25 protein-coding genes are annotated in these 26121 nt (G+C 63.7%); 15 read left to right on the top strand and 10 right to left on the bottom strand.

Annotated features, from left to right (window positions below; translation table 11 throughout):
* Positions 1–8: 8 nt before the first annotated feature.
* A complete protein-coding gene (locus PMI07_RS08695; RefSeq protein ID WP_007772901.1) occupies positions 9–1802 on the bottom strand; it encodes an acyl-CoA dehydrogenase C-terminal domain-containing protein in 1794 nt (597 codons plus the stop codon).
* A 488-nt stretch (positions 1803–2290) separates the two neighbouring features.
* Here PMI07_RS08695 and PMI07_RS08690 point away from each other — a divergent pair, with 488 nt between their 5' ends.
* From PMI07_RS08690 to PMI07_RS08680, 3 genes are all read left to right on the top strand, one after another.
* Entirely contained in the window at positions 2291–6214 is a 3924-nt protein-coding gene (locus PMI07_RS08690; protein WP_024163677.1) for an SEL1-like repeat protein, read from the top strand.
* Positions 6215–6479: 265 nt separating this feature from the next.
* Positions 6480–7406, top strand: coding sequence for a sulfite exporter TauE/SafE family protein (locus PMI07_RS08685; protein ID WP_024163676.1), 927 nt, complete (start codon positions 6480–6482; stop codon positions 7404–7406).
* Complete coding sequence (locus PMI07_RS08680) at positions 7406–8209, top strand: TIGR02186 family protein (RefSeq protein ID WP_024163675.1); 804 nt, start codon at positions 7406–7408, stop codon at positions 8207–8209. The genes PMI07_RS08685 and PMI07_RS08680 overlap by 1 nt, the downstream gene beginning before the upstream one ends.
* A gap of 10 nt (positions 8210–8219) precedes the next feature.
* Here PMI07_RS08680 and PMI07_RS08675 read toward each other — a convergent pair whose 3' ends face one another.
* The 3 genes from PMI07_RS08675 to PMI07_RS08665 all read right to left on the bottom strand — a co-directional run bounded on the left by PMI07_RS08675 (position 8220) and on the right by PMI07_RS08665 (position 10602).
* Positions 8220–9038, bottom strand: a complete 819-nt coding sequence (locus PMI07_RS08675; RefSeq protein WP_007764911.1) for a class I SAM-dependent methyltransferase — start codon at positions 9036–9038, stop codon at positions 8220–8222.
* Positions 9039–9050: 12 nt separating this feature from the next.
* Positions 9051–9935, bottom strand: a complete 885-nt coding sequence (locus tag PMI07_RS08670) for a metal-dependent hydrolase (RefSeq protein WP_007764908.1) — start codon at positions 9933–9935, stop codon at positions 9051–9053.
* Positions 9936–10086: 151 nt separating this feature from the next.
* Complete coding sequence (locus tag PMI07_RS08665; protein ID WP_024163674.1) at positions 10087–10602, bottom strand: helix-turn-helix domain-containing protein; 516 nt, start codon at positions 10600–10602, stop codon at positions 10087–10089.
* 93 nt (positions 10603–10695) lie between these two features.
* On the opposite strand from PMI07_RS08665, the gene PMI07_RS08660 reads away from it, so the two are divergent.
* The 5 genes from PMI07_RS08660 to PMI07_RS08640 all read left to right on the top strand — a co-directional run bounded on the left by PMI07_RS08660 (position 10696) and on the right by PMI07_RS08640 (position 14999).
* Positions 10696–11256 (top strand): dihydrofolate reductase family protein, encoded by a 561-nt coding sequence (locus PMI07_RS08660; RefSeq protein WP_007760992.1) that lies wholly within the window; start codon positions 10696–10698, stop codon positions 11254–11256.
* Between the two features lie 90 nt (positions 11257–11346).
* A complete protein-coding gene (locus PMI07_RS08655; RefSeq protein WP_007760991.1) occupies positions 11347–13137 on the top strand; it encodes a chloride channel protein in 1791 nt (596 codons plus the stop codon).
* 72 nt (positions 13138–13209) lie between these two features.
* Entirely contained in the window at positions 13210–14166 is a 957-nt protein-coding gene (locus PMI07_RS08650; RefSeq protein ID WP_007760990.1) for an alpha/beta fold hydrolase, read from the top strand.
* 83 nt (positions 14167–14249) lie between these two features.
* Positions 14250–14687 carry a universal stress protein gene (locus PMI07_RS08645; protein ID WP_007760989.1) on the top strand — a complete coding sequence of 146 codons (438 nt, stop codon included), beginning with the start codon at positions 14250–14252 and terminating at the stop codon, positions 14685–14687.
* Positions 14688–14726: 39 nt separating this feature from the next.
* Positions 14727–14999, top strand: a complete 273-nt coding sequence (locus tag PMI07_RS08640; RefSeq protein WP_007760988.1) for a hypothetical protein — start codon at positions 14727–14729, stop codon at positions 14997–14999.
* A 4-nt stretch (positions 15000–15003) separates the two neighbouring features.
* Here the strand turns inward: PMI07_RS08640 and pdeM are convergent, their stop codons facing one another.
* Together pdeM and PMI07_RS08630 are read right to left on the bottom strand one after the other, a co-directional pair.
* Positions 15004–15732 (bottom strand): ligase-associated DNA damage response endonuclease PdeM, encoded by a 729-nt coding sequence (gene pdeM, locus PMI07_RS08635; RefSeq protein WP_037086024.1) that lies wholly within the window; start codon positions 15730–15732, stop codon positions 15004–15006.
* A 32-nt stretch (positions 15733–15764) separates the two neighbouring features.
* The gene (locus tag PMI07_RS08630; RefSeq protein ID WP_037086456.1) at positions 15765–18293 is read right to left on the bottom strand and encodes a ligase-associated DNA damage response DEXH box helicase; all 2529 of its coding nucleotides are present in this window, start codon (positions 18291–18293) and stop codon (positions 15765–15767) included.
* Positions 18294–18393: 100 nt separating this feature from the next.
* On the opposite strand from PMI07_RS08630, the gene PMI07_RS08625 reads away from it, so the two are divergent.
* Complete coding sequence (locus PMI07_RS08625; RefSeq protein ID WP_007767954.1) at positions 18394–18894, top strand: Rrf2 family transcriptional regulator; 501 nt, start codon at positions 18394–18396, stop codon at positions 18892–18894.
* A gap of 27 nt (positions 18895–18921) precedes the next feature.
* The gene (locus PMI07_RS08620; protein ID WP_007767956.1) at positions 18922–19386 is read left to right on the top strand and encodes a carboxymuconolactone decarboxylase family protein; all 465 of its coding nucleotides are present in this window, start codon (positions 18922–18924) and stop codon (positions 19384–19386) included.
* Between the two features lie 17 nt (positions 19387–19403).
* Here PMI07_RS08620 and PMI07_RS08615 read toward each other — a convergent pair whose 3' ends face one another.
* The gene (locus PMI07_RS08615; RefSeq protein ID WP_007767958.1) at positions 19404–20045 is read right to left on the bottom strand and encodes a YitT family protein; all 642 of its coding nucleotides are present in this window, start codon (positions 20043–20045) and stop codon (positions 19404–19406) included.
* 105 nt (positions 20046–20150) lie between these two features.
* On the bottom strand, positions 20151–21077 hold the full coding sequence (locus PMI07_RS08610) for a methyltransferase (RefSeq protein WP_007767960.1): 927 nt from the start codon (positions 21075–21077) through the stop codon (positions 20151–20153).
* Between the two features lie 128 nt (positions 21078–21205).
* Between PMI07_RS08610 and PMI07_RS08605 the strand changes: the two genes are divergently transcribed.
* The 3 genes from PMI07_RS08605 to PMI07_RS08595 are packed head-to-tail and all read left to right on the top strand — an operon-like array spanning position 21206 to position 23324.
* Positions 21206–21472 carry a DUF6460 domain-containing protein gene (locus PMI07_RS08605; RefSeq protein WP_007767968.1) on the top strand — a complete coding sequence of 89 codons (267 nt, stop codon included), beginning with the start codon at positions 21206–21208 and terminating at the stop codon, positions 21470–21472.
* 1 nt (position 21473) lies between these two features.
* Positions 21474–21962, top strand: a complete 489-nt coding sequence (locus tag PMI07_RS08600; RefSeq protein WP_024163672.1) for a CAP domain-containing protein — start codon at positions 21474–21476, stop codon at positions 21960–21962.
* Between the two features lie 3 nt (positions 21963–21965).
* Positions 21966–23324 carry an MATE family efflux transporter gene (locus tag PMI07_RS08595; RefSeq protein ID WP_007762599.1) on the top strand — a complete coding sequence of 453 codons (1359 nt, stop codon included), beginning with the start codon at positions 21966–21968 and terminating at the stop codon, positions 23322–23324.
* Here PMI07_RS08595 and PMI07_RS08590 read toward each other — a convergent pair.
* Both PMI07_RS08590 and PMI07_RS08585 read right to left on the bottom strand, forming a co-directional pair.
* Entirely contained in the window at positions 23300–24391 is a 1092-nt protein-coding gene (locus tag PMI07_RS08590) for a quinone-dependent dihydroorotate dehydrogenase (protein WP_024163671.1), read from the bottom strand. The two genes, PMI07_RS08595 and PMI07_RS08590, sit on opposite strands and share 25 nt — an antisense overlap.
* The gene (locus tag PMI07_RS08585; RefSeq protein ID WP_197032480.1) at positions 24388–24735 is read right to left on the bottom strand and encodes a DUF952 domain-containing protein; all 348 of its coding nucleotides are present in this window, start codon (positions 24733–24735) and stop codon (positions 24388–24390) included. Before PMI07_RS08585 ends, PMI07_RS08590 begins: the two co-directional genes overlap by 4 nt.
* 85 nt (positions 24736–24820) lie before the next feature.
* On the opposite strand from PMI07_RS08585, the gene PMI07_RS08580 reads away from it, so the two are divergent.
* On the top strand, positions 24821–25237 hold the full coding sequence (locus PMI07_RS08580) for a hypothetical protein (RefSeq protein ID WP_007767675.1): 417 nt from the start codon (positions 24821–24823) through the stop codon (positions 25235–25237).
* 86 nt (positions 25238–25323) lie between these two features.
* Positions 25324–25971 (top strand): response regulator transcription factor, encoded by a 648-nt coding sequence (locus tag PMI07_RS08575; protein ID WP_007767673.1) that lies wholly within the window; start codon positions 25324–25326, stop codon positions 25969–25971.
* Positions 25972–26121: the final 150 nt, after the last annotated feature.

Here is a 26121-nt window from a genome sequence, read left to right as displayed (position 1 = left end):
GGATAATCTCAAAACGCCTCGGCCGCCAGTTCCATCACGCTGTCGGCACCCGCTTCGATGCGGACCTTCCGCATCGCGGTTTCCGGCAGAATCTTCTCCATGAAGAATTTCGCCGTCACCAGCTTATTCTTCAGGTAGTCGGCGCGCGCGTCGCCGGCAGCGAGGCGGTCTTGCGCCGCCTTGGCGATCTTGGCCCACATGTAGCCGAGCGTCACCAGGCCGAAGAGATGCATGTAGTCGGTCGAGCCGGCGCCGGCATTGTCGGGCTTGGCCATGGCGTTCTGCATGAACCACATGGTGGAGGCCTGCAGGTCATTCAAGCCCTTCTTGAGCCCCTTGGTGAAGGGGGCCATGGCCTCGTCGGCGCGGTTCTCCTCGCAGAAATCGCCGATCTCCTTGAACATAGCCATGACGGCGCGGCCGCCGTTCAGCGCCAGCTTGCGGCCGACCAGGTCGAGCGCCTGGATGCCGTTGGCGCCCTCGTAGATCATCGCGATACGGGCATCGCGGACATACTGGCTCATGCCATGTTCCTCGATATAGCCGTGGCCACCGAAGACCTGCTGCGCCATCACCGCATGCTCGAAGCCCTTGTCGGTCATGACGCCCTTGAGGATCGGCGTCGCGAGGCCGAGCAGATCGTCGGCATTCTGGCGCTCCGCCGCATCTTCCGAGCGGTGAGCGATGTCGGATTTCAGCGCCGTCCACAACAGGAAGGCACGGCCGGCCTCGTTGAAGGCCTTGATGGTCATCAGCGAGCGGCGGATATCGGGATGGACGATGATCGGATCGGCCTTCTTGTCCGGCGCCTTGGGGCCGGAGAGCGAACGGCCCTGGATGCGTTCGCGGGCATAGACGACGGCGTTCTGGTAGGCCGTCTCGGCAATCGACAGTCCCTGCAGGCCGACGCCGAGGCGTGCCTCGTTCATCATCACGAACATGGCGGCGAGGCCCTTGTTCTCAGGCCCGATCAGATAACCGGTCGCCTCGTCATAGTTCATGACACAGGTGGAATTGCCGTGAATGCCCATCTTGTGTTCGATCGCGCCGCAGGTCACGCCATTGCGCTTGCCGAGAGAGCCGTCGGTATTGACCATGAACTTCGGCACGATGAAGAGCGAAATGCCCTTGGTACCCTCCGGCGCACCTTCGATGCGGGCGAGCACCAGGTGGACGATATTGTCGGTCATGCCGTGTTCGCCGGCGGAGATGAAGATCTTCTGGCCGGAAATCTTGTAGGAGCCGTCAGCCTGCGGCGCGGCCTTGCTGCGCAGAAGCCCGAGATCGGTGCCGCAATGGGGTTCGGTGAGGTTCATGGTGCCCGACCAGGTGCCGGCGACCATGTTCGGCAGGTAGGTCTTTTTCTGCTCGTCGGACCCGTGGACGAGAATTGCCGCGATCGCGCCCTGGGTGAGGCCCGGATACATCATCAGCGACATGTTGGCCGACGACATATATTCGCCGACGGCGGCATGCAGCGTGTAGGGCAGGCCCTGGCCGCCGAACTCTTCCGGCACGGCAAGACCGATCCAGCCGGCCTGGCAATACTGGTCATAGGCCTGCTTGAAGCCCTTCGGCACCGAGACCGCGCCGTTGTCGTGACGGGTGCAGCCTTCCTGATCTCCCGAGAGGTTCAGCGGAAAGAGCACATCCTCGGCCACCTTGGCAGCCTCCCCGATGATCGCTTCCAGCATGTCGGGAGTGGCATCGGCAAAGCCCGGCAGATTGCCGTAGCGCTCAAGGCCGAGCACGTCGTTGAGAATGAAAAGCGTGTCGTTTACCGGGGCCTTGTACACTGGCATGTCGAGCTTCCTCCAAATCCTCGTCGATGGATCCTCCGGGGCCTTCGGCTCACGGCAGGATCCGCATTCTTTCCACCACAAATAATTGACGTTCGCGTAAACGTCAATTCCGTGCGCTCGGAACTTTAACGATCTCCACCGCCGTCCTTCCCCGTTCCGGCACAGTCTTAACGGGTCGAGCAGTTGCGAGGCTGGATGGGAAACCGGGAAGATAGAGCCGGCAGGCGGGACGTCATCACCGCAAAGGACGCTGAGCGCGTCGAAAAGGTTAAAATTTTCGTCCGGGTTAACGACTTGTTTACCACGTTCCGGGAAATAGTGGGCACTCAGGCGACGCAGTACATTTACCTCAAGATGTCCCGCGTCCGCTGAAATGGCAAGTCCTGCGTAAGGCATCTCTAATATATGGCTGATTGGCGGGAATTCCGTATCCCCTGAAACAAGGTCGTACGAGAGCCAGCAGGGACAACGTCGAAACGAGCGAGCACATGAACGGATCACGATCGACCCCTTCCCGTCCCGGCGACCGCTCTTCCCTGGATGCGTTGAACCGCACCATCGAAGGGCTCGAGGCGCGTATCGAGGGGTTGATGTCCGGTACGTCGCGTGATGCCCGCACGCCGAAGGCGCCCGATCCGCGCGAGCAGCGCCGGCCGGGTCCGGCTGCCGCCTATCGCGAACCGCAAATCTCCGGCGATCCGCTTGCCGAGATCCGCGAGCGCCAGCGCATGCTGGACGCCGGCCGCGACCGTGGTGCGAGGCCCGAGCGTCCGCGGGCTCCCGAGCTGCGCCGCGAAGAGCCACGTTATGCCGAACCGCGCCGTACCGAGCTGCGCCCGCCGGAAGCCTATCGCCCTCCGGTGCGTCAGGCCCCCGTCCGCACGGAAGCACCCCGTTTCGCCGAAACGCGCCCGATGGCGCCCGCACCGCGCCGCGAGGAACCGCGCCGCCCGGCCGCACCGCCGCGCATGCCGGCACCGCAGCCGCAACAGCCGGCCGACAACGGCATGCGGGATATCGCCCAGGCGCTGGTCAGCCTGCGCCAGGAGCTGAAGCAGGATATCTCCGAGAGCGTCGCCCGCGAGATGACATCGCTGCGCTCCGAAATCCGCTCGATCAAATCCATCGCCGAAGACCAGAACTTTACCGAGGACCTGCGCGGCGACCTCGCCCGGCTTGCCGAAGGCATAAACCAGCTCGGCTATCAGGCAACGCCGGAGGCCGCCGGCCTGCGCAGCGAATTCGAGGAACTGCGGACCGTCATGGACGGCCTCGCCCGCGAGGATTCCGTTCGTCGGATGGAAACCCGCTGGCAGGGTCTCGAAGATCGCATGCACGATCTCGACTCCTCGGCGCTGCGCGAAGAGCTCGTCGCGCTCGCCTACCGCATCGACGACATTAAGGGCCAGCTCGGCGAGATGAGCGGCAGCCCGGTCATCCGGGCGCTCGAACAGAAGCTGATCACGGTGGCAAGCGCCATGGAACAGCTCGGCTCGCGCATGCAGCCGAACGATTCGGTCATCGCCGAACAGTTCGCGACATTAGACGAACGGCTCGACGAGATCAGCCGCGCGATTGCCGCCGGCAGCCGCGCCTCGGCCGCGGCCTCGATCGACCATTCCTTCCTGCAGCGTCTGGATGGCCGGATCAGCGCGCTTGCCGACCAGATCGACACCATAAGCCGGGTAACCCACACCCAGGCCGACCCGGCCGACATGCTTTCCGCCCGCATCGAAGCGCTGACCGGCCGGATCGAGGAACTCACCGACGAACAGGCAGCCCTGCGCCTGGAAGAGCGGCTCGAGCAGCTTTCACTGATCCTGGAACAGGCCCAGAAGCCTTCGCAGGATCCGGAGCTTTCCGCCTATCTCGCCGACATTTCCCGCAAGATCGACGGGCTGGAGCAGGGCACCGTCAACGACGTTCTCGCCGAACGGCTCGACTATCTCTCCCGCCGGATCGAAGAAATCGGTTACCAGCCACGCCCACAGTCGGCGCTGGACGAAAACGCCTTCGGTCGGATCGAAGACCGGCTGACCGACATTGCGGCGCGACTTGACGAAGCGACGACGGCGCCACGTGGCGACGACGGCGCGCTTCGCAATCTCGAAGACCAGATCGCCCATCTTTCGGTGTTGATCAGCCAGCCCCAAAATGGTGCCGGCGCCCTTCCCGCCGAGTTCGAAAACCGCATGACGGCGCTCGAAAGCTATATGGCGACCAATGACGAATACATCATCGAGGCTGCCCGCCAGGCTGCCGAGACGGTGGTGGAAGCCTATTCCCGCAACGGCGCGACCGGAGCGCCGGTTGCCGCTGCCGACATGGCGGCCCTTTCCGCCCTTGCAGAGGACCTTCGCCATCTCGAAGACCTGACGCGCCATTCGGACGACCGCACCCATCAGACCTTCGAAGCTTTGCACGGCACGCTGGTGCAGATCGCCGACCGCCTGGACGGCATGGAAGAACGGCTTGCCGCCTCCGCTCAATCGGAGCGGGATCGTTATTACGAAGAACCGGCGCGTTACGAAACCCGCCCTGCCCCGGCCATGCCGGCGGCCGCACCGCTTTCCGTCGCCGCGGCCGAAGAGCTGATGAGCTACGAGCTGGCTGAGGCTGAGGCGAACGAACAGCCGGTCGCAACCTTCGGCACCCGCGCAAAAGCCCCTCAGGATACGCCCGACGAAACAGTGCTTCGCGCCGACCAGGCCGACACGAAAATCGCCGCCAGGGACAACGCCACCAAGGAAAAGGCTGCCAAGACCAGCCTGCTGACCGAGCTTTCCCGCCGTTTCCTGCCGGGCGGCAAGGCCGAGGCGCCGAAGGGCGGCCGCACCGTGATCGATCCGACGCCGTCGATCGATCCGTCCGACGTGCTGCCGGCGGATCGCCAAAACGACCTTCTGGAGCCGGGCTCCGGCGCGCCTGACGTCAAGAAAATCCTCGAGCGGGTTCGCGCCAGCCAGGCCGCCGGCGAATTCGAAAGCGACCGGACCAGTGCCGCGGAACGCGCCGACTATATCGCCGCCGCCCGCCGCGCCGCCAAGGCCGCAGCCCAGGAAACCGATCCCTCGCAGGGCGGCTCGCCTTCCAAGGACATGCGCAAGGCCGCCAGGGCTGCCGCCGGCAAGGGTTTCGGCGCCATGCTTTCGCAGCATCGCCGACCGATCCTGATGGCCGTCGGCGCCGTGCTCCTGGTGCTGATGGCGATGCCGCTTGCCAAGACCCTGACCAGCGGCACCAAGGCCCCTGCAGCCCCGGCCCCGGCTATCGAGGCGCCTGCCCGGCCGGCGGCACCGGCCAATATGAGCGGCAGCAACGAGATCCCGACGATCGAGGACCAGGCTGCGACCGACGGCGCCGAAAGCGACACGACCACCGCAGCCGCGCCGACGCAACCCGTCGAACAGGCGCCGGCCCCGGCGGTCACCGCCAATCATCTGACCGATCCGCGGCCTGCATCGGGCGCACCTTCGATCATGGAACAGCCCGGCAATGCGCCGTCGGCTCCGAACACATTCGCGGCCGCTCCCAGGGCCGCGGCTCCGGCTGCGATCGTGGTGCCCGTCGGCATCGAACCGAAGTCGCTTGCCGACGCGGCCGCGGCCGGCGACCCGAACGCCCTCTTCGAGATCGGCGCACGCTTCACCGACGGAAAGGGCGTCAAGACCGATCTCTCGGAAGCCGCCAACTGGTACAAGCTCGCCGCCGACCGCGGCCTGGCGCCGGCGCAATACCGGCTCGCCAACCTCTTCGAAAAGGGCACGGGCGTTTCCCGCGACCTTTCGAAGGCGATGACCTATTACAAGCAGGCCGCCGACGCCGGCAATGCCAGCGCCATGCACAATCTCGCCGTGCTCTACGCATCGGGCGCCGCCGGCCAGCCGGACTATGCGGCCGCCGTCTCCTGGTTTGCCAAGGCCGCCGATTTCGGCGTTGCCGACAGCCAGTTCAACCTCGCCATCCTGCTGGCCCGCGGCAACGGCGTGAAGCAGGATCTCGAGGAATCCTACAAGTGGTTCGCGGTCGCGGCCAAGGAAGGCGACAAGGATGCCGCCCAGAAGCGCGACGAAGTGGGCAACGCCATGCGCAAGGAACAGCTCGAAAGCGCCCGCGCCAAGGTGGATCAGTGGAAGGTGAAGCCGCTCGATCCGAAGGCCAATTCCGTCAACCTGCCGGACGAATGGGCTTCCGGCAAGCCGCTGACCACCGCTTCGGTCGACATGGAAAAGGCGATCCGCAACATCCAGGCGATCCTGAACAAGAGCGGTTTTGACGCCGGCACGGCGGACGGCAAGATGGGCGCCAAGACGGTGACGGCGATCAAGGCCTTCCAGACCTCGGTCGGCCAGGAGCCGAACGGCAAGATCACCGACGCGCTGGTCAAGGAACTGCTCGCAAAGAACAAGTAACTTGCCCGATGGACAAGTCTACTTACCCGACCGATCTAGGCGAGTTGCGGGATATTAATCACGCCTGCACAAAAACGGTAAAATTGCCGCATTATCTGACACTTGCGAATTGACTTGGGGCTGCGCACGGGCGCATGACGGATGAGGTCCTTCATGCCCTGTTCACATGGCATGTGAGATCACGTTCCCATCGCCGCACCGGGCGGACAACCACATCGCGCACCGCCCGCGAGGGCGTCGCTTTTTGCCGTGTCGAGGTTCTGCCGTGACTGTCTACCTGCCGATTGCAGAGCTGTCGGTAAACATCTTCATCATTCTGGGCATGGGCGCGGCCGTGGGCTTTCTCTCGGGCATGTTCGGCGTCGGCGGCGGCTTCCTGATCACGCCGCTCTTGATCTTCTACAACATCCCGCCTGTCGTGGCCGTCGCCACCGGTGCCAACCAGGTCGTCGCCTCGTCGATCTCGGGCGCGATCACCCATTTCAGGCGCGGCACGCTCGACATGAAGCTCGGCTCGGTCCTGCTTGTGGGCGGCCTCGCGGGCGCGACCGCAGGCGTCTGGGTATTCTCCTGGCTCCGGCGCATCGGCCAGCTCGACCTGTTCATTTCGATCCTCTACGTCGTGCTCTTGAGCTCGATCGGGGCGCTGATGCTGCAGGAAAGCGTGCGCGCCATGCGCCGGACGAAGAACAACGAACCCTTGCCGCTGAAGCGGCCGGGCCAGCATAACTGGGTGCACCGGCTGCCGCTGAAGATGCGGTTCAAGAAATCGAAGATCTACCTTTCCGCCATTCCGGTCGTCGGGCTCGGCTTCGGCATCGGCGTGCTGACCTCGATCATGGGTGTCGGCGGCGGCTTCATCATGGTGCCGGCGATGATCTATCTGCTGCGCATCCCGACCAACGTGGTCGTCGGCACCTCGCTGTTCCAGATCATTTTCGTCACCGCCTATACGACCATGGTGCAGGCGGCGACCAACTATTCGGTCGACATCGTGCTGGCCACGATCCTGATGGTGGCCGGCGTGATCGGCGCGCAATACGGCGTGCGCGTCGGACAGAAACTGCGCGGCGAACAGCTGCGCGCGCTTCTGGCACTCCTGGTTCTCGCCGTCGGCATCCGTCTGGCCATCGGGCTGATCGTCACGCCGGACGACGTCTATTCGGTCGCGGTCGGGGGGATGTCCTACTGATGCGCCGGCTTCTCCAAACCATCCTCCTCCTGCCGTTCCTCGCCCTCGGCTCGCCAGCCGCCGCTCAGGTGCCGTTCGGGCAGGCATCGGGGGTGAAGGAAGGGCTGGAGATCGGCGCTTCGACCAGCGAAATCGCCATCACCTCGGATTTCCGCGGTGCGGACCTGACGATCTTCGGGGCGCTCACCAATGCCGACGAGCTGTTCCTGGCGATCGGCCAGTATGACGTGGTCGTCACGCTCGAAGGGCCGAAGGACTATGCGACGGTGCGCAAGAAGGAGCGCGTCTTCGGGATCTGGATGAACACCGAGGGCATGACCTTCGAGCAGGTGCCGGAAAGCTATTCACTGGCCAGCACCCGCATGATCGACAGCATCGACGAGGCACCAAGCCTCAACAATATCGGCGTCGGCATCGACCATCTGGCGCTGAACCCGGTCGGTTACATCCCCGATTCCGGCATGATCGGCGAATTCCGCGACGCCTATCGGCGCCTGAAGCTGACAAACGGGCTCTACCAGCGCGACACGAGCGGCGTGCGCTTCGTCTCGTCGAGCCTGTTCCGGGCCTCGCTGAAACTGCCGGCCAACATCCCGGACGGGATGCACATGGTGCGTGCCTACCTGTTCAAGAGCGGCCAGCTGATCAACCAGCGGGAAATGCCGCTGCGCGTGGTCAAGACCGGCATAGAACAGGCGATCACCGACGCCGCCCATGACCGGCCGTTCGCCTACGGCTTCCTCTGCGTGCTGATCGCCGTCATCACCGGCTGGGGCGCCAGCATCGTCTTCCGCAAGGACTGACGCGGCGGCCTCAGGCCGGCTTGCGGAAGCGGCGCGCCACGTAGACGACCGCGCCGCTCTTCAGGCCCTTGTAGAGGATCGAGCCCTTGGCGCCGGAAAATTCCGACATGAAGCGCCGCATGAACCACGCCCGGTCGATCCTTTGGCGCTTGCGGACTTCCGCCGCGTCGAGCGCCCGGATGACCCCCGGCGACAGTTCCCGCCCGGCCACCCGTTCGAGCCCGGATGCATCGAGCTGGCGGTCGAGATCGGCGAGCTTTCCCTTGGACCGCATGTCGGCGAAGGTGAACCAGCCGCCCGGAGCCAGCACCCGCGAGACCTCCTGCACGAAAGCCGGGACATTCGCATAGCAATGGGAAGATTCGATGTTGACGACCACGTCGAAGGACCCGTCGGCAAACGGCAGCCGTTCGGCATCGCCCGTCTGGAAAGAAAGCGGCGTGGCATCCTTGTTGAGCCGCCGCGCCAGGCGCACCGTTTCAGGTGAATAATCGAGGCCGACCACCGATGCCGGTTCGTAGTAGCGGGCGATATAGCGCGATCCGCCGCCACGGCCGGAGCCGATCTCGAGGACGCGGGCACCAGCGACCGGCAGGCCTTCCACCGCCTGATGATAGAGGCCGATGAATGCCCGCTCGTCCTCGTCCTCGGCCTTCAGCGGAAACGGGGGGCCCTCGGCGACGAAGCCGTAGTTCATGAAGCGCCAGTCGTCGTCGCGCCAGAAGCGCGACAGGATGCTGTAGAGACCGCGCCACGCCCATTTCTGCGTGCGCGGAAAAGCGCCCCGTTCGACGGCATCGAGGACGTTGGAAAATATGTTGCGCGCCATGATCGACCCTTTTCAGCCGGCCGGTCCCGAAGGCACAGCCCCCGAGGCTGACGGCAGTTCCTGTTCCAGCCACGCGCGCCCCTTGCGCACCAGCTCGGCGTCGTCGCTGTTCTTCGGATCGAAGTTCGGCAGGTAATAGCTGAGGAAGAGCGGAAAGCACCGGCGCCAGAAGCCGGGGGCGACGGCCACGACCCACAGGAAGCGGAGCCAGAAGCGCACACCGGTCTTCACCCCATCGGTATGGGCATAGAGGCGCGTGTTTCTGAGGAAGATGAAAAGGAACGGGACGATCGTGGCATTCATCGCCGAGACCCGCAGCAGGTAACGTTTCCAGCCGGCCAGGTTTGGCGTCACCGCCTTCAGCACATCCAGCGCCACGGCCTTGTGCTCGAGCTCCTCCAGCGCGTGCCACATCCACAGACGCCGGTAGGGCGCTGCCGCGCCATCGAAGATCTCCGGCCGGCGCAGGGTCACCGACGACAGGGTGGCGGTCAGATGCTCGATCGCGCAGGTGACCGCCAGCCGATGGAGGGGGTTCTTGGCCACGCCGAGCGCTGCCTTGACCGGCTTTTCCATCTCCTCGATATCGTAACCGAGCGAGGCCATGGCTCGATTGTAATCTTCGTGTTCGCGGGTGTGATAGGCTTCCTGGACGGAATAGCCATTGATCTCGGCTGCCAGCTCCCGGTCGCCGAGCTTCGAGGCATAGTGCTTCAGCGAGCGGATGAAATACCGCTCGCCCTCGGGCAGAAAGATCGAAAGGCCATCGGCCATCAGCGTCTTGTGGATGTCGCCGCCATACCAGTGGCGCGTCGCGTTGCCCAGGATGCCGAAGCGGATGTCGCGCGGAATGATATCCGCTTCGTCATTCAGAGCGTATCCATCGGATCCTGCCATATGTGCCATCCATTGTCTGGAACCGGTCGCCGCGACCTGCCGCACCATGAACCATTGCCCATGCCCTGGGGAGATGCGTACTGAAAGCAGCCCGCAGAAGCAATACTCGAAGCGGGCGGACTGACTGCCGGATCGCAGGCTCGATGTCGGGCTACTCGGCCGCGTTCGCGGCTGCATTGCGGGCGACGACCTCGAGATAGGCGGCACGCAGGCGGTCGAAGACGGATGGTTTGGCTGGATCACGCGGGGCATGCAGATGCAGGACGCGCAGTTCTTCCATGAAATCCTCCCAGAGCGGCCGGCCGCCTTCCTCCAGCAGTTGCGCGCGGATCGAAAGCTCTTCGGAAACCGGCATGAAGCGTCGGCCCCAGGCGCCCATTTCCGCAAAGATCGGCACCAGCCGGATCGACATCTCGGTGAGGCTGTAGATCCCCTTCTGCTTGTGGCTCGGGTCGTCTTCGCGGGAGAGCAGGCCTCGTTCCACCAGCCGTTTCAGGCGGTCGGCGAGGATGTTGGAAGCGATACCTTCCTCGGAATTCTGCAGCAGTTCGCGGAAGTGTCGGCGATTGCCGAACATGATGTCGCGGATAACGATCAGGCTCCAGCGATCTCCCAGAACCTCCAGCGTCAGATTGATCGGGCAACCCGACCGATATGCTTCATTCATTTTTTTCTCCAAGACCGCTTGCATTCTACAATCGGTTTGGTTAGCTTTCAACTGCTTGTTTTTTGCAACTGGTTTAACGCAAGGGAGGATGACATGCGAAAGCTGGTGGTCTGGAACCTGATGACCCTCGACGGTTATTTCGAGGGAGAGAAGCCGTGGGACCTCGCCTTCCACAGCCATGCCTGGGGGCCGGAACTGGAAAAGCTCTCCGAACAGTTCGGAGAGGAAGGCGACCTCCTGGTGTTTGGACGCAAGACCTATGAGGGCATGGCAGCCTACTGGCCGACTGCCGAGGAAGGCGGCAAGGTCAAGGACTATATGAACAATATCGCCAAGATCGCAGTCTCCAGAACAATCAAGGATGCGCCGTGGAATAATACGCGGGTGGTCAGCGATCCGGTCGCCGAACTCAACAAACTGAAGGGCGAGGACGGCAAGACGATCTTCATCTTCGGAAGCGCCGAACTGGTGGCGTCGCTGATGGCCCAAGGCCTGGTCGACGAATATCGGCTGTGTATCGTGCCGGTCCTTCTCGGCTCTGGCAATCCGCTCTTCAAGAAGGCGGATCAGCAGACGGAGCTCAAGCTGATCGGCTCCAGCACTGCGGCCAACGGTGCGGTGATCCTGACCTATTCGGTCGGCAAGGCGGCCTGACGTCGCAGGCGAAGGGCATCAAGGGATTGATTGTTGGCCTGAAGGGATATTTGCGCTAGAGACGCGCCAACTCGTTTCTGTAAGACGTTCATGTTCAGCCGGTTCCCTTCTCTCCTGCCCTTTGCCCGGGTTGTTCTCAATCCGGGCCAGTTGCGGGTGCTCGTCCGGCGCAGCGAATTCGGGCTTATCGCTGTCGCAGCCCTGGTCGGTGTGGCCTCCGGGCTCGCGATCGCCGGCATGAGTTTCATCTCCCAGGAGATGCACCGGCTCATCTTCGGACTGAGCGGCGAAGAAAGGCTGAGTTCATCGACCGGTACGGACCGGCTGACGATTCTGCTCGCCCCCATCGTGGGCGGCATCATTCTCGGCTTGTTGTTCCTGATCCTCAGGCGCTGGCGCAAGAAGCCGATGGTCGATCCGATCGAGGCGAATGCGCTGCATGGCGGACGCCTGTCCCTGACCGACAGCATTCTCGTCGCCGTCCAGAACCTGATTTCCAACGGTTTTGGCGCCTCTGTCGGGCTGGAAGCCGGTTATACGCAGCTCTCCTCCGGGATCGCTTCCAAGATCGGGCTGCTGCTGCAGTTGCGCCGGTCGGATCTGCGCATCCTCGTCGGCTGCGGTGCGTCCGGTGCCATCGCCGCTGCCTTCAACGCGCCACTGACGGGCGCCTTTTATGCCTTCGAGCTGATCATCGGCACCTATACGATCATGAGCCTCACCCCGGTCGTCGTCTCGGCGCTGGTCGCGACGGTCGTGACCCGATTGTTCTTCGGCGAGGAATTCCTGATCGATGTCGGCGACTTCGGCGCGGTCGTGCCAGCCGATTACCTGCCGGCGATCCTGCTCGGCGCCTTCTGCGCCGGCGGCGGCATTCTGCTCATGAAGGGCGTCACCTTCGTCGAGGAGACGGCGCGCAAGAGCTCGCTCTCGCCCGCCTTGCGGCCGGCGATCGGTGGCATCCTGATCGGGCTTCTCGCGCTCGTCGACCAGCAGGTGATGTCTGCCGGCCACGGGGCGCTGCATCTCAATCTCAGCCAGAACCTGACGATCCCGGCGCTGCTCGCCATTCTGGCGTTGAAATCTCTGGCATCGGCCGTATCAATCGGCTCCGGCTTTCGTGGCGGCCTGTTCTTCGCATCGCTGTTCATGGGCGCCCTGCTCGGCAAGATCTTCGCCTATTCGGCGCCCTATATCTTCGTCCACGCGACGCTGACGCCGGTCATCTATGCGGTTGTCGGCATGAGCGCGATGGCGGTGGCGGTGATCGGCGGGCCGCTGACCATGACCTTCCTGGCGCTCGAAATCACCGGCGACTTTCCGATCACCGTACTGGCGCTTGCCGCCGTGATCACGTCTTCGCTGACCGTGCGCAACACGTTCGGCTATTCCTTCGCCACGTGGCGCTTCCATCTTCGCGGCGAAAGCATCCGCAGCGCTCATGATGTCGGCTGGATCCGCAACCTGACGGTCGAACGGATGATGCGCCCCGACATCCGCACGGCCCCGGTTTCGATGAGTATCGAGGAATTCCGCAACCGTTTCCCGCTCGGCTCGACGCAGCGGGTGATCCTGCTCGACGAGGCGGAGAAATATGCGGGCATGGTGCTTTTGCCGGACATCTATGCGGCACCGACCGAGGATGCGGCGGAAAAGCCGATGCTCGCCTCCTTCGTGAAATACAGGAACGACATGCTTCTGCGGTCCATGAACGCCAAGCAGGCGGCGGCGATCTTCGACAGGCTGGAGGCGGAAGCGCTGGCGGTCGTCAACAACCAGATCGAGCGCAAGGTCGTGGGGCAGCTCAGCGAAAGCCATACCTTGCGACGCTACGCGGAAGAACTCGACCGAAGGCGGCGCGAGGTTTCCGGCGAGATCTGAGCCGCCTTCTCCCTTCGGCCAATTGCGCCTCACGGAGCGCGATATATGGTCACCGTTCCAAGGAGGAGGACGATGACCGATACGCAATGCGAAGCGCCCTCGGGCCGGGGAAACGACGGTGGCGCCCGCGCTTCACGTCCTGCCGGGGAGCCTGTCAGCCTGGTCTGCCGGGACGGCATCGTTGTCCATGGTCATTTCTGGCCAGCCCGGTCCTCGGCGATCGGCAGCGTCGTCGTCAATCCGGCCACCGGGGTGCTCGCCCGCTACTATCATTATTACGCCGACTTCCTGGCCGGCGAAGGATTCGACGTGCTGACCTATGACTATCGCGGCATCGGCCTGTCGCGTCCCCTAAACCTCAAGGGATGCGGCTATCGCTGGCGGGAATGGGGCGAGCAGGATTTCGACGCCGCGCTCCGGCATATGGATGCGGCCCGGCCGAAGCAACCGCTCCATGTCGTCGGCCACAGCATCGGCGGATACCTGCCGGGGCTTTCGCCGAAGGCTGGACGCATCGACCGGATGCTGACCATGGGGGCGCAATATGCCTACTGGCCCGACTATGCGCGCGACCATCGCCTGCGGCTGTTTCTCAAATGGCATGTGGCCATGCCGGCTCTGACTGCGGCCTTCGGCTATTTCCCCGGCAAGCGTCTCGGATGGCTGGAGGATCTGCCGGCGGGGGTCGCGAACGAATGGAGTTTTCGCGGCGCAAGAATGGAGCGCACCCATCCGGCAACGGAGCGGGACGACGTGCTTCGCCGGTTCGACGCGGTGACGGCGCCGATCCTGGCCGTCACCATGGCGGACGATGATATCGGAACCGTGACTGCGATCCGGCGGACACTCAGGTATTATGGCAACGCGGAGGTGACGCAGGTTCTACTGGCGCCGCAGGACTATGGCCTGCCTGCCATCGGCCATTTCAGCCTGTTCCACTCCCGGCACCGGGAGGGCTTCTGGCGGGACAGCGTCCGCTGGCTGCGGGACGGGATCAATCCCTGGCCGGCACACGTGCTGCCGTCGTGAAGGCCCACCCTTTGGCTTGCGCTGGATCAATGAGCGGCCTGCACAACGGACGATAATGGTTTCAACCAAAGAAGGAGGCTCAGATGTTCAAACATGTTCTCATTCCGACCGATGGCTCCGCGCTTTCGACCAGCGCGCTCGAAAAGGCGCTCGACTTCGCACATGAAATCGGCGCCGAAGCCACCGTTCTGGTGGTGATGGAGCCGCTGCAGGTGTTCACGCTCAATCCGAGCGGCATGGAAATCGCCTATGCGGAATATAACCGCCAGAACAATGAGGCGGCCGACGGCATTCTCGCCGACGCGAAGGAAGCGGCGAAACAGCGCCTCGTCGCCTGCGAAACGGTAAAGCTGCAAAGCGTCGATCCGGCCACCACCATCATCGAGGCCGCCGGGACCTACAATTGCGACGTCATCGCCATGGCCTCGCATGGCCGCTCGGGCTTCAAGGCGTTCATGCTCGGCAGCGTGACGATGAAGGTGCTGGCGCATTCCAAGACGCCGGTGCTGGTCTATCGGTGAGGCATTGCCTCCCGCCCGCGAGTGCGCTTTAAAGCAGCGATGAGTAACGAACTGGCGGAACTGCGCGACATCGGCTGGTCCATATGGGACCCGATCGGCCTCAATACTGACACCGGGCCACCGGAGGGCGCGGCCGATGAATATGACAGCTATCTTCTGCAGGCGCGCGGAATGTTGCACGCAGGGCGGTCACAAGGCCAGGTCGCCGACTTTCTCATGGAGATCGAAAGTGAGCATATGGCGCTCGGGCACGGGCCTGACGCGCATGATCGGGCGATGAGAACAGTTCAGGCGCTGCAGCGCGTCTTATGATCAATCAGCCGATCAGATTGCCGTAGCGGACCGAATAGATGCGGTCGCGGCCGAGCAGGTGCGCGACCAGGGCATCGCGGTCGAACAGGCCGTGCATGGCCCGGTGGCGCAGGTCGAGGCCGCCGGCGAGCACGCCGAAGGCCGGCATGAGGAGGCGGGCGCCGTCGCTTGCAAAACACGGGCGGCGGACGGATTTTTCCCGGCGCCGGACGGTGGCCGACGGATGAAGGTGGCCGGCGATCTCGCCCTTGCCGGAAATCAGGCTCGGCTCGTGGCGGAAGACGAGGCCGCCATGAAAGAGTTCGTCGGTGCAGGTGCCCGGAAGATCCACCGTGCCGTCCGGATCATGATTGCCGTTGATCCAGATCCAGTCGCGGCCGCGCGCCATCGCCGTGATCAACGAGCGCAGGTCGGCCGGCAGGTGCTCCGAGCCCTTGCGGTCATGGAAATTGTCACCGAGCGAGATCACGACCTTCGGGTCGTAGCGGGTGATGACGGCCGACAGGATGTTGAGCGTGGCGATGGTATCGTAGGGCGGCAGCATCATGCCGCGGCGGGCGAAGGCGGCACCTTTTTCCAGATGCAGGTCGGAGACGACGAGCGTACCGGTTTCCGGCAGGTAGAGGCCACCCAGCGGATCGCAGACGGCGAGAACGCCGTTCACGACGATCTCTTCCGCACCGGTTGCGGCCATTCCCCCCGAAATCGTTCGCGCCAAAGCGAGGCGATGCATCAATTCAACGTCTTCCAGTCCAGCGTACCGCATCAGCCAAGCGCCTCCGCGATCAGTTCGTCGGCGGCTTCCTGCAGCACCGCATCATGCGCCTTGCCCGGCACCGGCTCCTTACCGATCTCCAGCATGATGGGAACGGCGAGCGGCGAGACGCGGTCGAGATCGCGGTGGGTGATGTGCCCCCTGATTCGCGCCAGCATATCGCCTAATCGGGCAAGATCCAAAAGACCGGATGCCGCATCCCGCCGCGTCGCCTCCAGGAGGATGTGGTCGGGCTCGTGGCTGCGCAGCACGTCGTAGATGAGATCGGTCGAGACGGTGACCTGGCGGCCGGTCTTTTCCTTGCCGGGGTGGCGGCGCTCGATCAGGCCGGAAATCACGGCGCAATTGCGGAAAGTGCGCTTCAGCATGTAGCTTTCGTCGAGCCAGGCTTCGAGATCGTCGCCGAGCATGTCCTCGTCGAAGAGGTCGGAGAGGCTGAGGCGACCGGACCTGACCATCGCGCCGATATCGTTGAGGCCCCAGATGGCGAGCGAATAATCCGTCGCGACAAAGCCGAGGGGGTGGGCGCCGGCGCGCTCCAGCCGGCGGGTGAGCAGCATGCCGAGCGTCTGGTGGGCGAGCCGCCCTTCAAAACAATAGGCGATCATGAAGAACCGTTTTCCGCGCGGAAAGGTCTCGATCAGCAGTTCATCCCGGGCAGGCAGCATCGAGCGTTCGCGCTGGATGTTCAGCCAGTCGCGGACCTGGTCCGGCAACACGCCCCAGCGATCGGGATCGGCGAGCATGCCGCGCACCTGGTCGGCGAGATAGGTGGAGAGCGGAAACTTGCCGCCGGCATAGGCGGGGATTTTCGGATCGAGCGAGAACGCGTTGGAGACCAGGCATTCGTTCTCGCGGATGCCTTCGAAGCGCAGCACCTTGCCGGCGAACAGGAAGGTATCACCCTGCACCAGCTGCTCGAGGAAATATTCCTCGACCTTGCCGAGCGACATGCCGCCGCGGCCGACCGTGCCCTTGGCGTTGCGCTTCACCAGCCGGACATTGAGCTCGGTCGCCTCGACGATCGTGCCGAGATTCAAGCGATATTGCTGGGCGACGGCCGGGTTGGAGACCCGCCAGCGCCCGTCCTTGGTCTTGCGGATCTTGGCGTAACGCTCGTAGGAGCGTAGCGCATAACCGCCGGTCGCGACGAAATCGACGATGCGCTCGAACATCTCCCAGGAGAGGTTTGCATAGGGCGAGGCTGATGTGATCTCGTCGTAGAGCTCGACCGGGTCGAAAGGCTCGGCGCAAGCCATGCCCAGCACATGCTGGGCGAGCACATCGAGCGCGCCCTCGCCGACCGGCGGCGTATCCTGGGCGCCGAGATAATTGGCGTCGAGTGCCGCCTGGCATTCCATCACCTCGAAACGGTTGGCCGGCACCAGGATCGCCTTCGACGGCTCGTCCATGCGGTGATTGGAACGGCCGATGCGCTGGGCCAGGCGGCTGGCGCCTTTGGGCGCGCCGACATGGACGACGAGATCGACATCGCCCCAGTCCATGCCGAGGTCGAGCGTGGACGTGGCGACGACGGCGCGCAGCCGGTTGGCGGCCATGGCCGCCTCGACCTTGCGGCGCTGGCCGGCATCGAGCGAGCCGTGGTGGAGCGCGATCGGCAGGTTGTCCTCGTTGATCGTCCACAGCGTCTGGAACAGCAGTTCCGCCTGGAAGCGGGTGTTGACGAAAATCAGCGTCGTCTTGTGGCGCCTGATCTCCTCGTAGACCTCGGGGATCGCATAGGTCGAGACATGGCCGGACCAGGGGATGCGGTCCTCGGTGCGCATGATGGTGATATCGGGGGCGGCACCGCCTGTGACATGCACGAGGCCGGCGGGCAAGGCCGGATGTTCGCCTTCCACGGCGCTCTGGGGCACCAGCCAGCGCTGCAGGTCCATGGGATCGGAGACGGTGGCCGAGAGGCCGATGGTGCGCATATGCGGCGCGTGTTTGCGGATGCGGGCAAGGCCGAGCGACAGAAGATGGCCGCGTTTGGAGGTGACCAGCGAATGCAGCTCGTCGAGGACCACGTATTTCAGGTCCTTGAAGAAACGTTCGGCCTCTTTATTCGCAAGCAGCAGCGCCACCTGTTCCGGCGTCGTCAGCAGTATATCCGGCGGGTTGAGCTTCTGGCGCTGGCGTTTGGCCTGCGGCGTGTCGCCGGTGCGGTTCTCGATCGAGATCTCAAGGCCCATCTCGGAGACGGGCTTCATCAGGTTGCGCTCGATATCGACGGCGAGCGCCTTCAAGGGCGAGATGTAGAGCGTGTGGATGCCGGTGAAGGCGGAGCCCGGCGGGATCTTGCCGCGGCGCGTGAGATCGGTCAGCGACGGCAGGAAACCGGCAAGCGTCTTGCCGGCGCCGGTGGGCGCGATCAGCAGCATGTTTTCGCCCGATGTGGAGCGCGACAGCAATTCCAACTGATGGGCGCGCGGCTGCCAACCCTTCTCCGCGAACCATTTCTGGAACGGCCGGGGCAGAAGCGCGGCGTCACGGCCGGAGGAATGGGTTTCGACGATATCCACGCCGTTAAGTTAAGAGAAAGCGGACGAAAAAGAAGGGGCTTGACGCGAGGGCGATAATCGTGGATAAATTTTATCCACGATATGGAGATGATCAATGAAACTCGGCGACGGCGTCGAACAGGCGATCCACAGCATCAGCATGATGTCGAGCCTTTCCGAAGGCGGGGTCCTGTCGGCCTCGGCGCTGGCGGAATTCCACGGTGTTTCGACCAGCTACCTGCTGAAACATCTCCAGGCGCTGTCCGGCGCCAGGCTGGTGGAAACGGTGCCCGGTCCGAAGGGCGGATATCGTCTTGCGAAAAAGCCGGAGGAGATTACGCTCCTGGACATCGTGCTGGCCGTCGAGGGGCCGGCCCCGGCCTTCCGCTGTGCCGAAATTCGCCAGCGCGGGCCGAACCCGCTGCCGGGCCGCTATTTCAGCAAGCCCTGCGGCATCAACGCCGCGATGCTCAAGGCCGAAAAGGCCTATCGCGCCGAACTCGCCAAGGTGACGATCGCCGACATCCTGGCGGATCTCAACGCAACCGACGATGGCGGCATCGCCGCCCGCGGCTGCGCCTTCCTCGAACTCAATGAACGCAGAACGGCCCGGTGACAGGGCCATAACCCAAGGAGAAGACCCATGCATCAGCGTCTCAACATGCTCAAAGCCGCCCCGGAAGCCGTCAAGGCCGTCACGGCACTCGAAAACTACGTACAGGCCTCCGGGCTGGAGCGCCGCTTCATCCACCTCATCAAGCTGCGTGCTTCGCAGATCAACGGCTGCGCCTTTTGCGTCGACATGCATGTGAAGGAATCACGGCATGACGGCCTTTCGGAACAGTGGATCAACATGATGTGCGTCTGGTGGGAATCGCCCGTCTATGACGACAAGGAACGCGCCCTGCTCGGCTGGGTCGACGCTGTCACCCGCATCGCCGATACCGGCATTCCGGATGCCGCCTTCGACGCGCTGAAGGTGCATTTCACGGAGGAAGAGATCGTCAAGATCACCGTCGCTCTCGGCGCGATCAACACCTGGAACCGGCTGGCCGTCGGCTTCCGCAACCAGCATCCGGTCGACAAGCCGGCCAGCAAGGCCGCCTGACCCCTCTCCCGCCTCGATCACCGCGCGACGATATACCGGTCGGAGCGGTGATTGATGGCGAGGACGAGATTGAGGACAACAGCGCCCAGCACCGACCACGCGACGGTGATGGGCGAAACCACCGCGAAAGCGCAGAGCATGACGCAGAGATCGAAGGCGAGCTGGATCAGCCCCGCCTGGATACCGAACCGCTCCTGGATGTAGATCGCCAGGATGCCGACCCCGCCGAGCGAGGCGCGGTGGCGATAAAGCCCGAGCAGGCCGTAACCGAGAACCAGGCCGCCGAGAAGCGCTGCCCAGAACGGGTGCAGGTACTGGATCAGGAAGAAATGGCTCTCCACCTCGGTAATGACCGAGACCAGCGCGATGGCGATGAAGGTCTTCAGCGAGAAGGCGAGGCCCAGACGCTTGAACGACAGGTAATAGAACGGCAGGTTGACGATGAAGAACAGCAGGCCGAACGAAATGCCGAACGCATAATGCAGCAGGAAGGCGACCCCCGCCGTGCCGCCGGTCAACAGGCCGACCTCGTTCAGAAAATAAAATCCGAGCGCCGACACCATGGCGCCGATGAACAGGCCTTGCCCATCTTCCAGCAGCGTGTGTTGTGCCGGATCGGCGCTGTAAAATCCGAGACCGCGCCTCTGCTGCTCAGCCAATTTGAACCCCTCAGGTTTTCCGTGATATTGCACTGCAATAAAACCGCCGACAAGGGTCTTCAAGCGGTCATTGGCGGGTACGGAAAAAAGCAAGAAACGGCAGGTTCAGCCGGGCTTGCGCGACAGAAACAGAATGCCATGGATGGGTTTTCCGGCATCCATGCGAATGACCGTGTTTTCCGCCTTCATCAGATCGAGGCCGAAACGCGAAAGCCGTCCGCGGATATAGGCTTCGGAATGGGCGTAACGCAGGGAATCCCGCAGCACGAAACTGCCGTCCTCGCCCGCATCCTCCACAGAGAACGCGAAGAGGCCGCCGGGCGAAAGCAGGTCCAGGACCAGCGGGAAGACGGTTTCCAGCGAACCCAGATACATCAGCACATCGGCTGCAGAGACCAGATCGGCGCGATGGTTCGCAAGATTGTCGAACAGGCCGGATAAAGCCGGAGTAAGGCTGAGGTCGGATTGGCCGAGATGGTCGTAAAGACCCTTTGCCTGCGCCTTGGCAAGCATGTTGAGCGAGAGGTCGAAACCTTCGAGGCGTTCCGTCCTGCCACGGATCTCAGCGCCGAACAGGCCAGTGCCGCAGCCGAGGTCCACCGTGTTCCGGAAAGGTCCATGCGGCATGACGAGAGTTGCTAGCTTGCCGGGCACGGAATAAGCGAGCTTTTCGACCAAGGCCGTATCGAACCGGTCGGCATAGTCGTCGAACAGGCCCTCGACATAACGGCTCGGCGGCCGGTCGGGCGTCTGCTCCGCGCCGATCAGGGCGAGCTTCAGGCGGGCGCCGAAGACGTCGTCCGGCTGCAGGGCGAGGGCCTGGCGATAGGCTTCGGCCGCAGTGCCGAGACCAGCTTTTTCGCGGTATTCGCCGAGGCGGAACCAGCCGGCGGCCCAGTCGGGCGTCAGTTCGAGCGCCTGTTCGATCAGCTCCGCCGCGGCTGCGAAATCCGCGCCTTCCGCCAGCATGCGGGCATAATCGGCGCGGCGGTCGGCGGTCGCATCGCCGGAAGAAAACTGGCTGGGTGGCATGGGTGTCCCTCGGAGGTGGAGGTTCTTTGCCGAAGCCACAAAAAAACTCAAGTTCTATCTGAGGGGAAACGCTTGCGGTGGCAACGGCTGCCGACTATCTCTCATTGGCAATTTGGAGAAGGACAAGGATGGCGGACGGGGTCAACAGGTTCCTGGGCGATACGCCGGGTCGCACGATCGTCAAGCTGATCGTCGTGTGCCTGGTGGTGGGTTTCCTTCTAGCGTTCTTCGGCTTCACGCCGGACAATATCGTCGATACGATCCGCTACTGGTTCCTGGACCTCTGGTATAACGGTTTCCGGGCGCTCGGACGGGTCGGCAATTATCTCGTGCTCGGCGCGATCATCGTCATCCCGATTTTCGTGATCCTGCGTCTGATAAGCTACCGCCGCTGACATGACTTCGCTGATCAAACCCTCGCGGCGGGACGTTCTCGTCTTTTCCGGCATGGCGCTCATGCTGGCCGGCTGTTCCACCACGGCCGTGCTGACGCCTACGGCAGGCGCCGAAGACGAGACCCAAGCCGCGCTTCCGATGGTCAACAAGCTGCGCCAGAGCCGCGGCCTGTCTGCGCTGACGCTCGACATGCCCGCGCGCAAGGCGGCCGCAAGCCAGGCCGTGCGCATGGCCAGGGCCAACGAGATGAAGCACCTGATCGGTTTCGGCGACGATTTCGGCTCCCGGATGAAGAAGAACGATGTGGCGCTGCCGGCTGCCGAAAACATCGCCAGCGGACAGACGACGGTGGAAGCTGCCGTGCAGGCCTGGATCGATTCTCCGAAACATCTCGAAAACATGCTCGGCTCCTACCGGGGCCTCGGGGTCGCCATGGCGCGAACCTCTGCCGGCGCCCGGCCCTATTGGGCCATGGTCCTTTCCGGCTGACCCATGGAGAACGGGGGGCGTAACCACGAGACCGGAGCTGCCAGTCCGTTCGACGTGACGCACCGGCTGGTGCTCGGCATCGCCATCCCGATGACGCTGGGGTTCCTGACGACACCGCTGCTAGGTCTTACGAGCACGGCCGTGGTCGGGCAACTCGGTCAGGCGGAAGCGTTGGCCGGGCTGGCGATCGGCGCCATCCTCTTCGACCTCATCTATGGCAGCCTCAGCTTCTTCCGCACCTCGACCACCGGACTTGTGGCTCAGGCCTTCGGCCGCGGCGACCGGCGCGAACAGCAGGCAGTGTTCTGGCGGGCGTTTTTAAGCGCACTCGGCCTCGGAGTGATGATGCTGGCGCTCTCGCCACTGATTCTGCGATACGCGCCGGACCTGATGACCACCGATCCCGCTGTCGCGGACGTGACGCGGCACTATTTCGGCATCCGGGTGCTGACGAGCCCGGCGACGTTTGCCAATTTCGCCATCCTCGGCTTCGTGCTCGGGCGTGGCCAAGGCATGCTGGGGCTGGTGCTGCAGATCATCCTCAACGGCACCAATATCGTTCTCGCCATCCTGTTCGGCCTCGTATTCGGCTGGGGTGTGGCAGGGGTCGCCTGGGCGACCGCGGCGGCGGAAGTGACCGCCGTGGTGATCGGCCTCGTCATCGTCAGCCGGCAATTCTCCGCCGCCAATCGACCGACGCGCGCGGACATTTTCGATGCCGCCAAGCTGCGCCAGCTTTTCCAGCTCAATGCCGATATCCTGATCCGTTCGCTGATATTGAACGGCGCCTTTGCGGTGCTGACCCGCGTCGGGTCGAGCTTCGGGGCGGTGACGCTGGCAGCCAATGCGGTGCTGATGAACATCTTCATGCTCTCGGCCTTCTTTCTCGACGGGCTTGCGGGTGCTGCCGAACAGCTCGCCGGCCGGGCGGTCGGGGCACAGTATCGCCCCTCCTTCGACCGGGCGCTAAAACTGACAGGGTTCTGGTCCTTCGTGATGGCGGGCATGGTCGGGCTGTTCTTCGTCGCCTTCGGACAGCCGATCATCGAACTTCTGACCACGTCGGAAGATGTGCGGCAGGAGGCCTATCTCTATCTCGGCTGGGCGGCCGTGACGGGCTTGACCGGGGCACTCGCCTTCCAGATGGACGGCGTGTTCATCGGCGCCACCTGGTCGCGCGAGATGCGCAACATGATGCTCGTCTCATTTGCCGGCTATGGCGTCGGCCTCGCCGTGCTCGTGCCGCTGATCGGCAATCACGGGCTCTGGCTGTCGCTCAACCTGTTCCTCCTGATGCGCGGCTTCTTCCTGGCGGCAATGGTGCCGCGCAAGGCGCGTCAGAGTTTCGTCTCGGCCCATTGATCGAGGCTGCTATCGCGCAGCTCGTGGATCGAGGAGACCTTTTCGCGGTCGAGAAGCTCCGAGAGCCCCTGGACGATCGCCGCCGGAAGGCCGGGGCCTTCGTAGACCATGCAGGAATAGAGCTGCACGAGGTCGGCACCGGCACGGATCTTCTCAAGCGCATCCGCCGCACTCGAAACGCCGCCGACGCCGATGACGGCGAGGTCCGGGCCGACGCGCTTGCGCACCTTGGCGAGAACCGCAGTCGAGCGCCTGAAGAGCGGGGCGCCGGACAGACCGCCGGCCTCTTTCGCCTGGACCTGATCCTTCAGCCCGTCGCGGGCGAGCGTCGTGTTGGAGACGATCAGCCCGTCGAGCGGATGGGATGTGGCCTCGGCCGCAATGTCGTCGAGGCCCTCCTCGGTCAGATCGGGGGCGATCTTGAGGAAGACCGGCACGGTGCGGCCATGGCGCAGCGTCTCTTCGGCGCGGGCCGCGAGCACGGCTTCGAGCAGGGCCTTCAGGCTGTCGCGCGCCTGCAGGTCGCGCAGGCCCGGCGTATTGGGCGAGGAGATGTTGACGGTGAAATAGGTGGCGAGCGCATAAAATTTGGCGATGCCGGCGACATAGTCGGCGACCCGGTCGGCCGCATCCTTGTTGGCGCCGATATTGACGCCGACGATGCCGGGCGCGTTGCACCGCGCAGTCAGGCGCGCAAACGCCGCCTCATGGCCCTCGTTGTTGAAGCCGAGCCGGTTGATGACGCCGCGATCTTCCACAAGGCGGAAGATGCGCGGCTTGTCGTTGCCGGCCTGGGGTTTCGGGGTCACGGTGCCGATCTCGGTAAAGCCGAAGCCGAGCTTCAGCATCGCATCCGGCACTTCGGCATTCTTGTCGTAGCCAGCGGCAAGCCCGATCGGGTTCGCAAAGCGGATGCCGGCGACCGTCTGGACAAGCCGCGGATCGGCGGGCAGCCGGCAGGCAGGCACGAGACCGGTTTTGAGAGCGGCGATCGACAGGCCGTGGGCGGTTTCCGGATCGAAAACGAAGAGGCTGCGCGAGGCGAGCCCGGCAAAAGGACCGATCATGGCATCTTCTCCGGGAAGGCGTGCAGGCCGTCGGCGCCGATCAGGAGCGGCATTTCCCAGAGGACCGAGGACACCGGCAGGGTGCCGTAGAGATGCGGGAAAAGATCGCCGCCGCGCGAGGCTTCATATTTCAGCGCCTCACCGAGGAGGGTCGCATCGACCGCGACCAGCATCAGGCCCGCGACCCCGGCAAAATGCAGCCTGGCAGTCTCCTTCGCCTGGGTGCCGGTCGAGAAATGGATATAGCCGTCCTTGAGGTCGATTTCGGCGCCTTCGAAGACACCTTTCTGCTTTGCCTGACGCCAAAGCGTTTCCGGCACGATCTTGTACACTATATCCGTCATCATCAACTCTCGGGGACCTGCTAATCTCCGACCGTTTGCCGCAAAGCCCGGCGCTTGTCCACCGTTACAACAGGAGGACCACAACATGAAAACGCTCGCATTGATGACTTGCGCACTGCTCTTGCCGCTGGCCGCCTCGGCGCAGCAGCCGCAGACGAACCGTTTCCAGCTCCAGCGCACCGAGACCGGCATCGTCAGGCTCGATACGGAGACCGGCGCGATGACGGTCTGCCGCGACGAGAACGGCACGCTCGCCTGCCGCATGCAGCCCGACGAGAGGGCCGCCTATGAACAGGAGCTCGACCGGCTGGCGAAACGCGTCACCGCGCTCGAGGAGCGGCTGAGCCACACGCCGCCGGACGCATTGAAGGCGCTGCCGAGCGATGCGGAGGTCGACCGATCGCTGTCGATCATGGAGAAATTCATGCGGCGCTTCATGGCGATTGTCGGCGAGTTCGCGAATGAGCGGGAAGCCGATAGACCACAACCCAACCGTACGTGATTTCCCGCACTTGTTTCGGGTTGGCGAGAGGTTTACAACTTCCTAAGATTCAAAGCGCGACTATGCTCTTGGGAGGGGGCGTGGAGATGCAGACACTCACAATCATCATCGCAGACGACCATCCGCTGTTTCGCGGCGCGCTCAGCCATTCGGTGCGGGGTATTGCCGAAGAACTCGTCATCATCGAGGCCGGCGATTTCGACGCCGCGCGGCGTGCGGCCGAAAACAATCCCGATGCCGACCTGATGCTGCTCGACCTGGCCATGCCGGGCGTCAGCGGCTTTTCCGGCCTGATGTCGCTCAGGGCCGAATTTTCGGGCCTGCCGATCGTCATCGTTTCGGCCAGCGACGATGGCGCCACCATCCGCCGCGCGCTGGAACTCGGCGCTTCCGGCTTCATCTCGAAGTCCTCCGGGCTCGACGATATCCGCGCCGGCATCCAGGCGGTGCTGGAAGGCGATATCTGGGCGCCGAAGAACGATCTCCCGGGGCCGGAAGAAGACCCGGGCCTCATCGAGATCCTCGATCGGCTGAAGACACTCACCCCCCAGCAGAACCGGGTGCTCTCCATGCTCGGCGAGGGGTTGCTCAACAAGCAGATCGCCTATGAGCTTGGCGTCTCCGAGGCGACCATCAAGGCGCATGTCTCGGCAATCCTCCTCAAGCTCAATGTCGATAGCCGCACCCAGGCGGTGATCAAGCTCGGCAAGATCAACATGGCGCTGGTGGCCTGACGACAGGCCACCGCAGGAACAGGATTTTATTCCTCTCATCCCTTTACGCGAGGCTGCGGTTCCGTTAAAATCCGGTGTGTGCGCGCAAGCCGGCAACCCGCTGGAACGGAGCGCTCAGGAGTCCGATCGACAAAAGTCCGATCGGTTAGG

Source organism: Rhizobium sp. CF080 (assembly GCF_000282095.2).
GTDB lineage: Bacteria > Pseudomonadota > Alphaproteobacteria > Rhizobiales > Rhizobiaceae > Neorhizobium.
Note: the sequence above shows the minus strand (reverse complement) of the source record. Positions and strands in the feature narration are given on the sequence as shown.

What these genes read in the sequence shown, in the direction of transcription:
- PMI07_RS08670 (WP_007764908.1), bottom strand. Translation starts at nt 9,935, where the DNA reads ATGGCAGGATCCGATGGATACGCTCTGAATGACGAAGCGGATATCATT.
- PMI07_RS08600 (WP_024163672.1), top strand. Translation starts at nt 21,474, where the DNA reads ATGACTTCGCTGATCAAACCCTCGCGGCGGGACGTTCTCGTCTTTTCC.
- PMI07_RS08650 (WP_007760990.1), top strand. Translation starts at nt 13,210, where the DNA reads ATGACCGATACGCAATGCGAAGCGCCCTCGGGCCGGGGAAACGACGGT.
- pdeM (WP_037086024.1), bottom strand. Translation starts at nt 15,732, where the DNA reads ATGCATCGCCTCGCTTTGGCGCGAACGATTTCGGGGGGAATGGCCGCA.
- PMI07_RS08695 (WP_007772901.1), bottom strand. Translation starts at nt 1,802, where the DNA reads ATGCCAGTGTACAAGGCCCCGGTAAACGACACGCTTTTCATTCTCAAC.
- PMI07_RS08610 (WP_007767960.1), bottom strand. Translation starts at nt 21,077, where the DNA reads ATGCCACCCAGCCAGTTTTCTTCCGGCGATGCGACCGCCGACCGCCGC.
- PMI07_RS08660 (WP_007760992.1), top strand. Translation starts at nt 10,696, where the DNA reads ATGCGAAAGCTGGTGGTCTGGAACCTGATGACCCTCGACGGTTATTTC.
- PMI07_RS08590 (WP_024163671.1), bottom strand. Translation starts at nt 24,391, where the DNA reads ATGATCGGTCCTTTTGCCGGGCTCGCCTCGCGCAGCCTCTTCGTTTTC.
- PMI07_RS08640 (WP_007760988.1), top strand. Translation starts at nt 14,727, where the DNA reads ATGAGTAACGAACTGGCGGAACTGCGCGACATCGGCTGGTCCATATGG.
- PMI07_RS08680 (WP_024163675.1), top strand. Translation starts at nt 7,406, where the DNA reads ATGCGCCGGCTTCTCCAAACCATCCTCCTCCTGCCGTTCCTCGCCCTC.
- PMI07_RS08620 (WP_007767956.1), top strand. Translation starts at nt 18,922, where the DNA reads ATGCATCAGCGTCTCAACATGCTCAAAGCCGCCCCGGAAGCCGTCAAG.
- PMI07_RS08655 (WP_007760991.1), top strand. Translation starts at nt 11,347, where the DNA reads ATGTTCAGCCGGTTCCCTTCTCTCCTGCCCTTTGCCCGGGTTGTTCTC.
- PMI07_RS08625 (WP_007767954.1), top strand. Translation starts at nt 18,394, where the DNA reads ATGAAACTCGGCGACGGCGTCGAACAGGCGATCCACAGCATCAGCATG.
- PMI07_RS08690 (WP_024163677.1), top strand. Translation starts at nt 2,291, where the DNA reads ATGAACGGATCACGATCGACCCCTTCCCGTCCCGGCGACCGCTCTTCC.
- PMI07_RS08675 (WP_007764911.1), bottom strand. Translation starts at nt 9,038, where the DNA reads ATGGCGCGCAACATATTTTCCAACGTCCTCGATGCCGTCGAACGGGGC.
- PMI07_RS08585 (WP_197032480.1), bottom strand. Translation starts at nt 24,735, where the DNA reads ATGACGGATATAGTGTACAAGATCGTGCCGGAAACGCTTTGGCGTCAG.
- PMI07_RS08645 (WP_007760989.1), top strand. Translation starts at nt 14,250, where the DNA reads ATGTTCAAACATGTTCTCATTCCGACCGATGGCTCCGCGCTTTCGACC.
- PMI07_RS08575 (WP_007767673.1), top strand. Translation starts at nt 25,324, where the DNA reads ATGCAGACACTCACAATCATCATCGCAGACGACCATCCGCTGTTTCGC.
- PMI07_RS08665 (WP_024163674.1), bottom strand. Translation starts at nt 10,602, where the DNA reads ATGAATGAAGCATATCGGTCGGGTTGCCCGATCAATCTGACGCTGGAG.
- PMI07_RS08595 (WP_007762599.1), top strand. Translation starts at nt 21,966, where the DNA reads ATGGAGAACGGGGGGCGTAACCACGAGACCGGAGCTGCCAGTCCGTTC.
- PMI07_RS08580 (WP_007767675.1), top strand. Translation starts at nt 24,821, where the DNA reads ATGAAAACGCTCGCATTGATGACTTGCGCACTGCTCTTGCCGCTGGCC.
- PMI07_RS08605 (WP_007767968.1), top strand. Translation starts at nt 21,206, where the DNA reads ATGGCGGACGGGGTCAACAGGTTCCTGGGCGATACGCCGGGTCGCACG.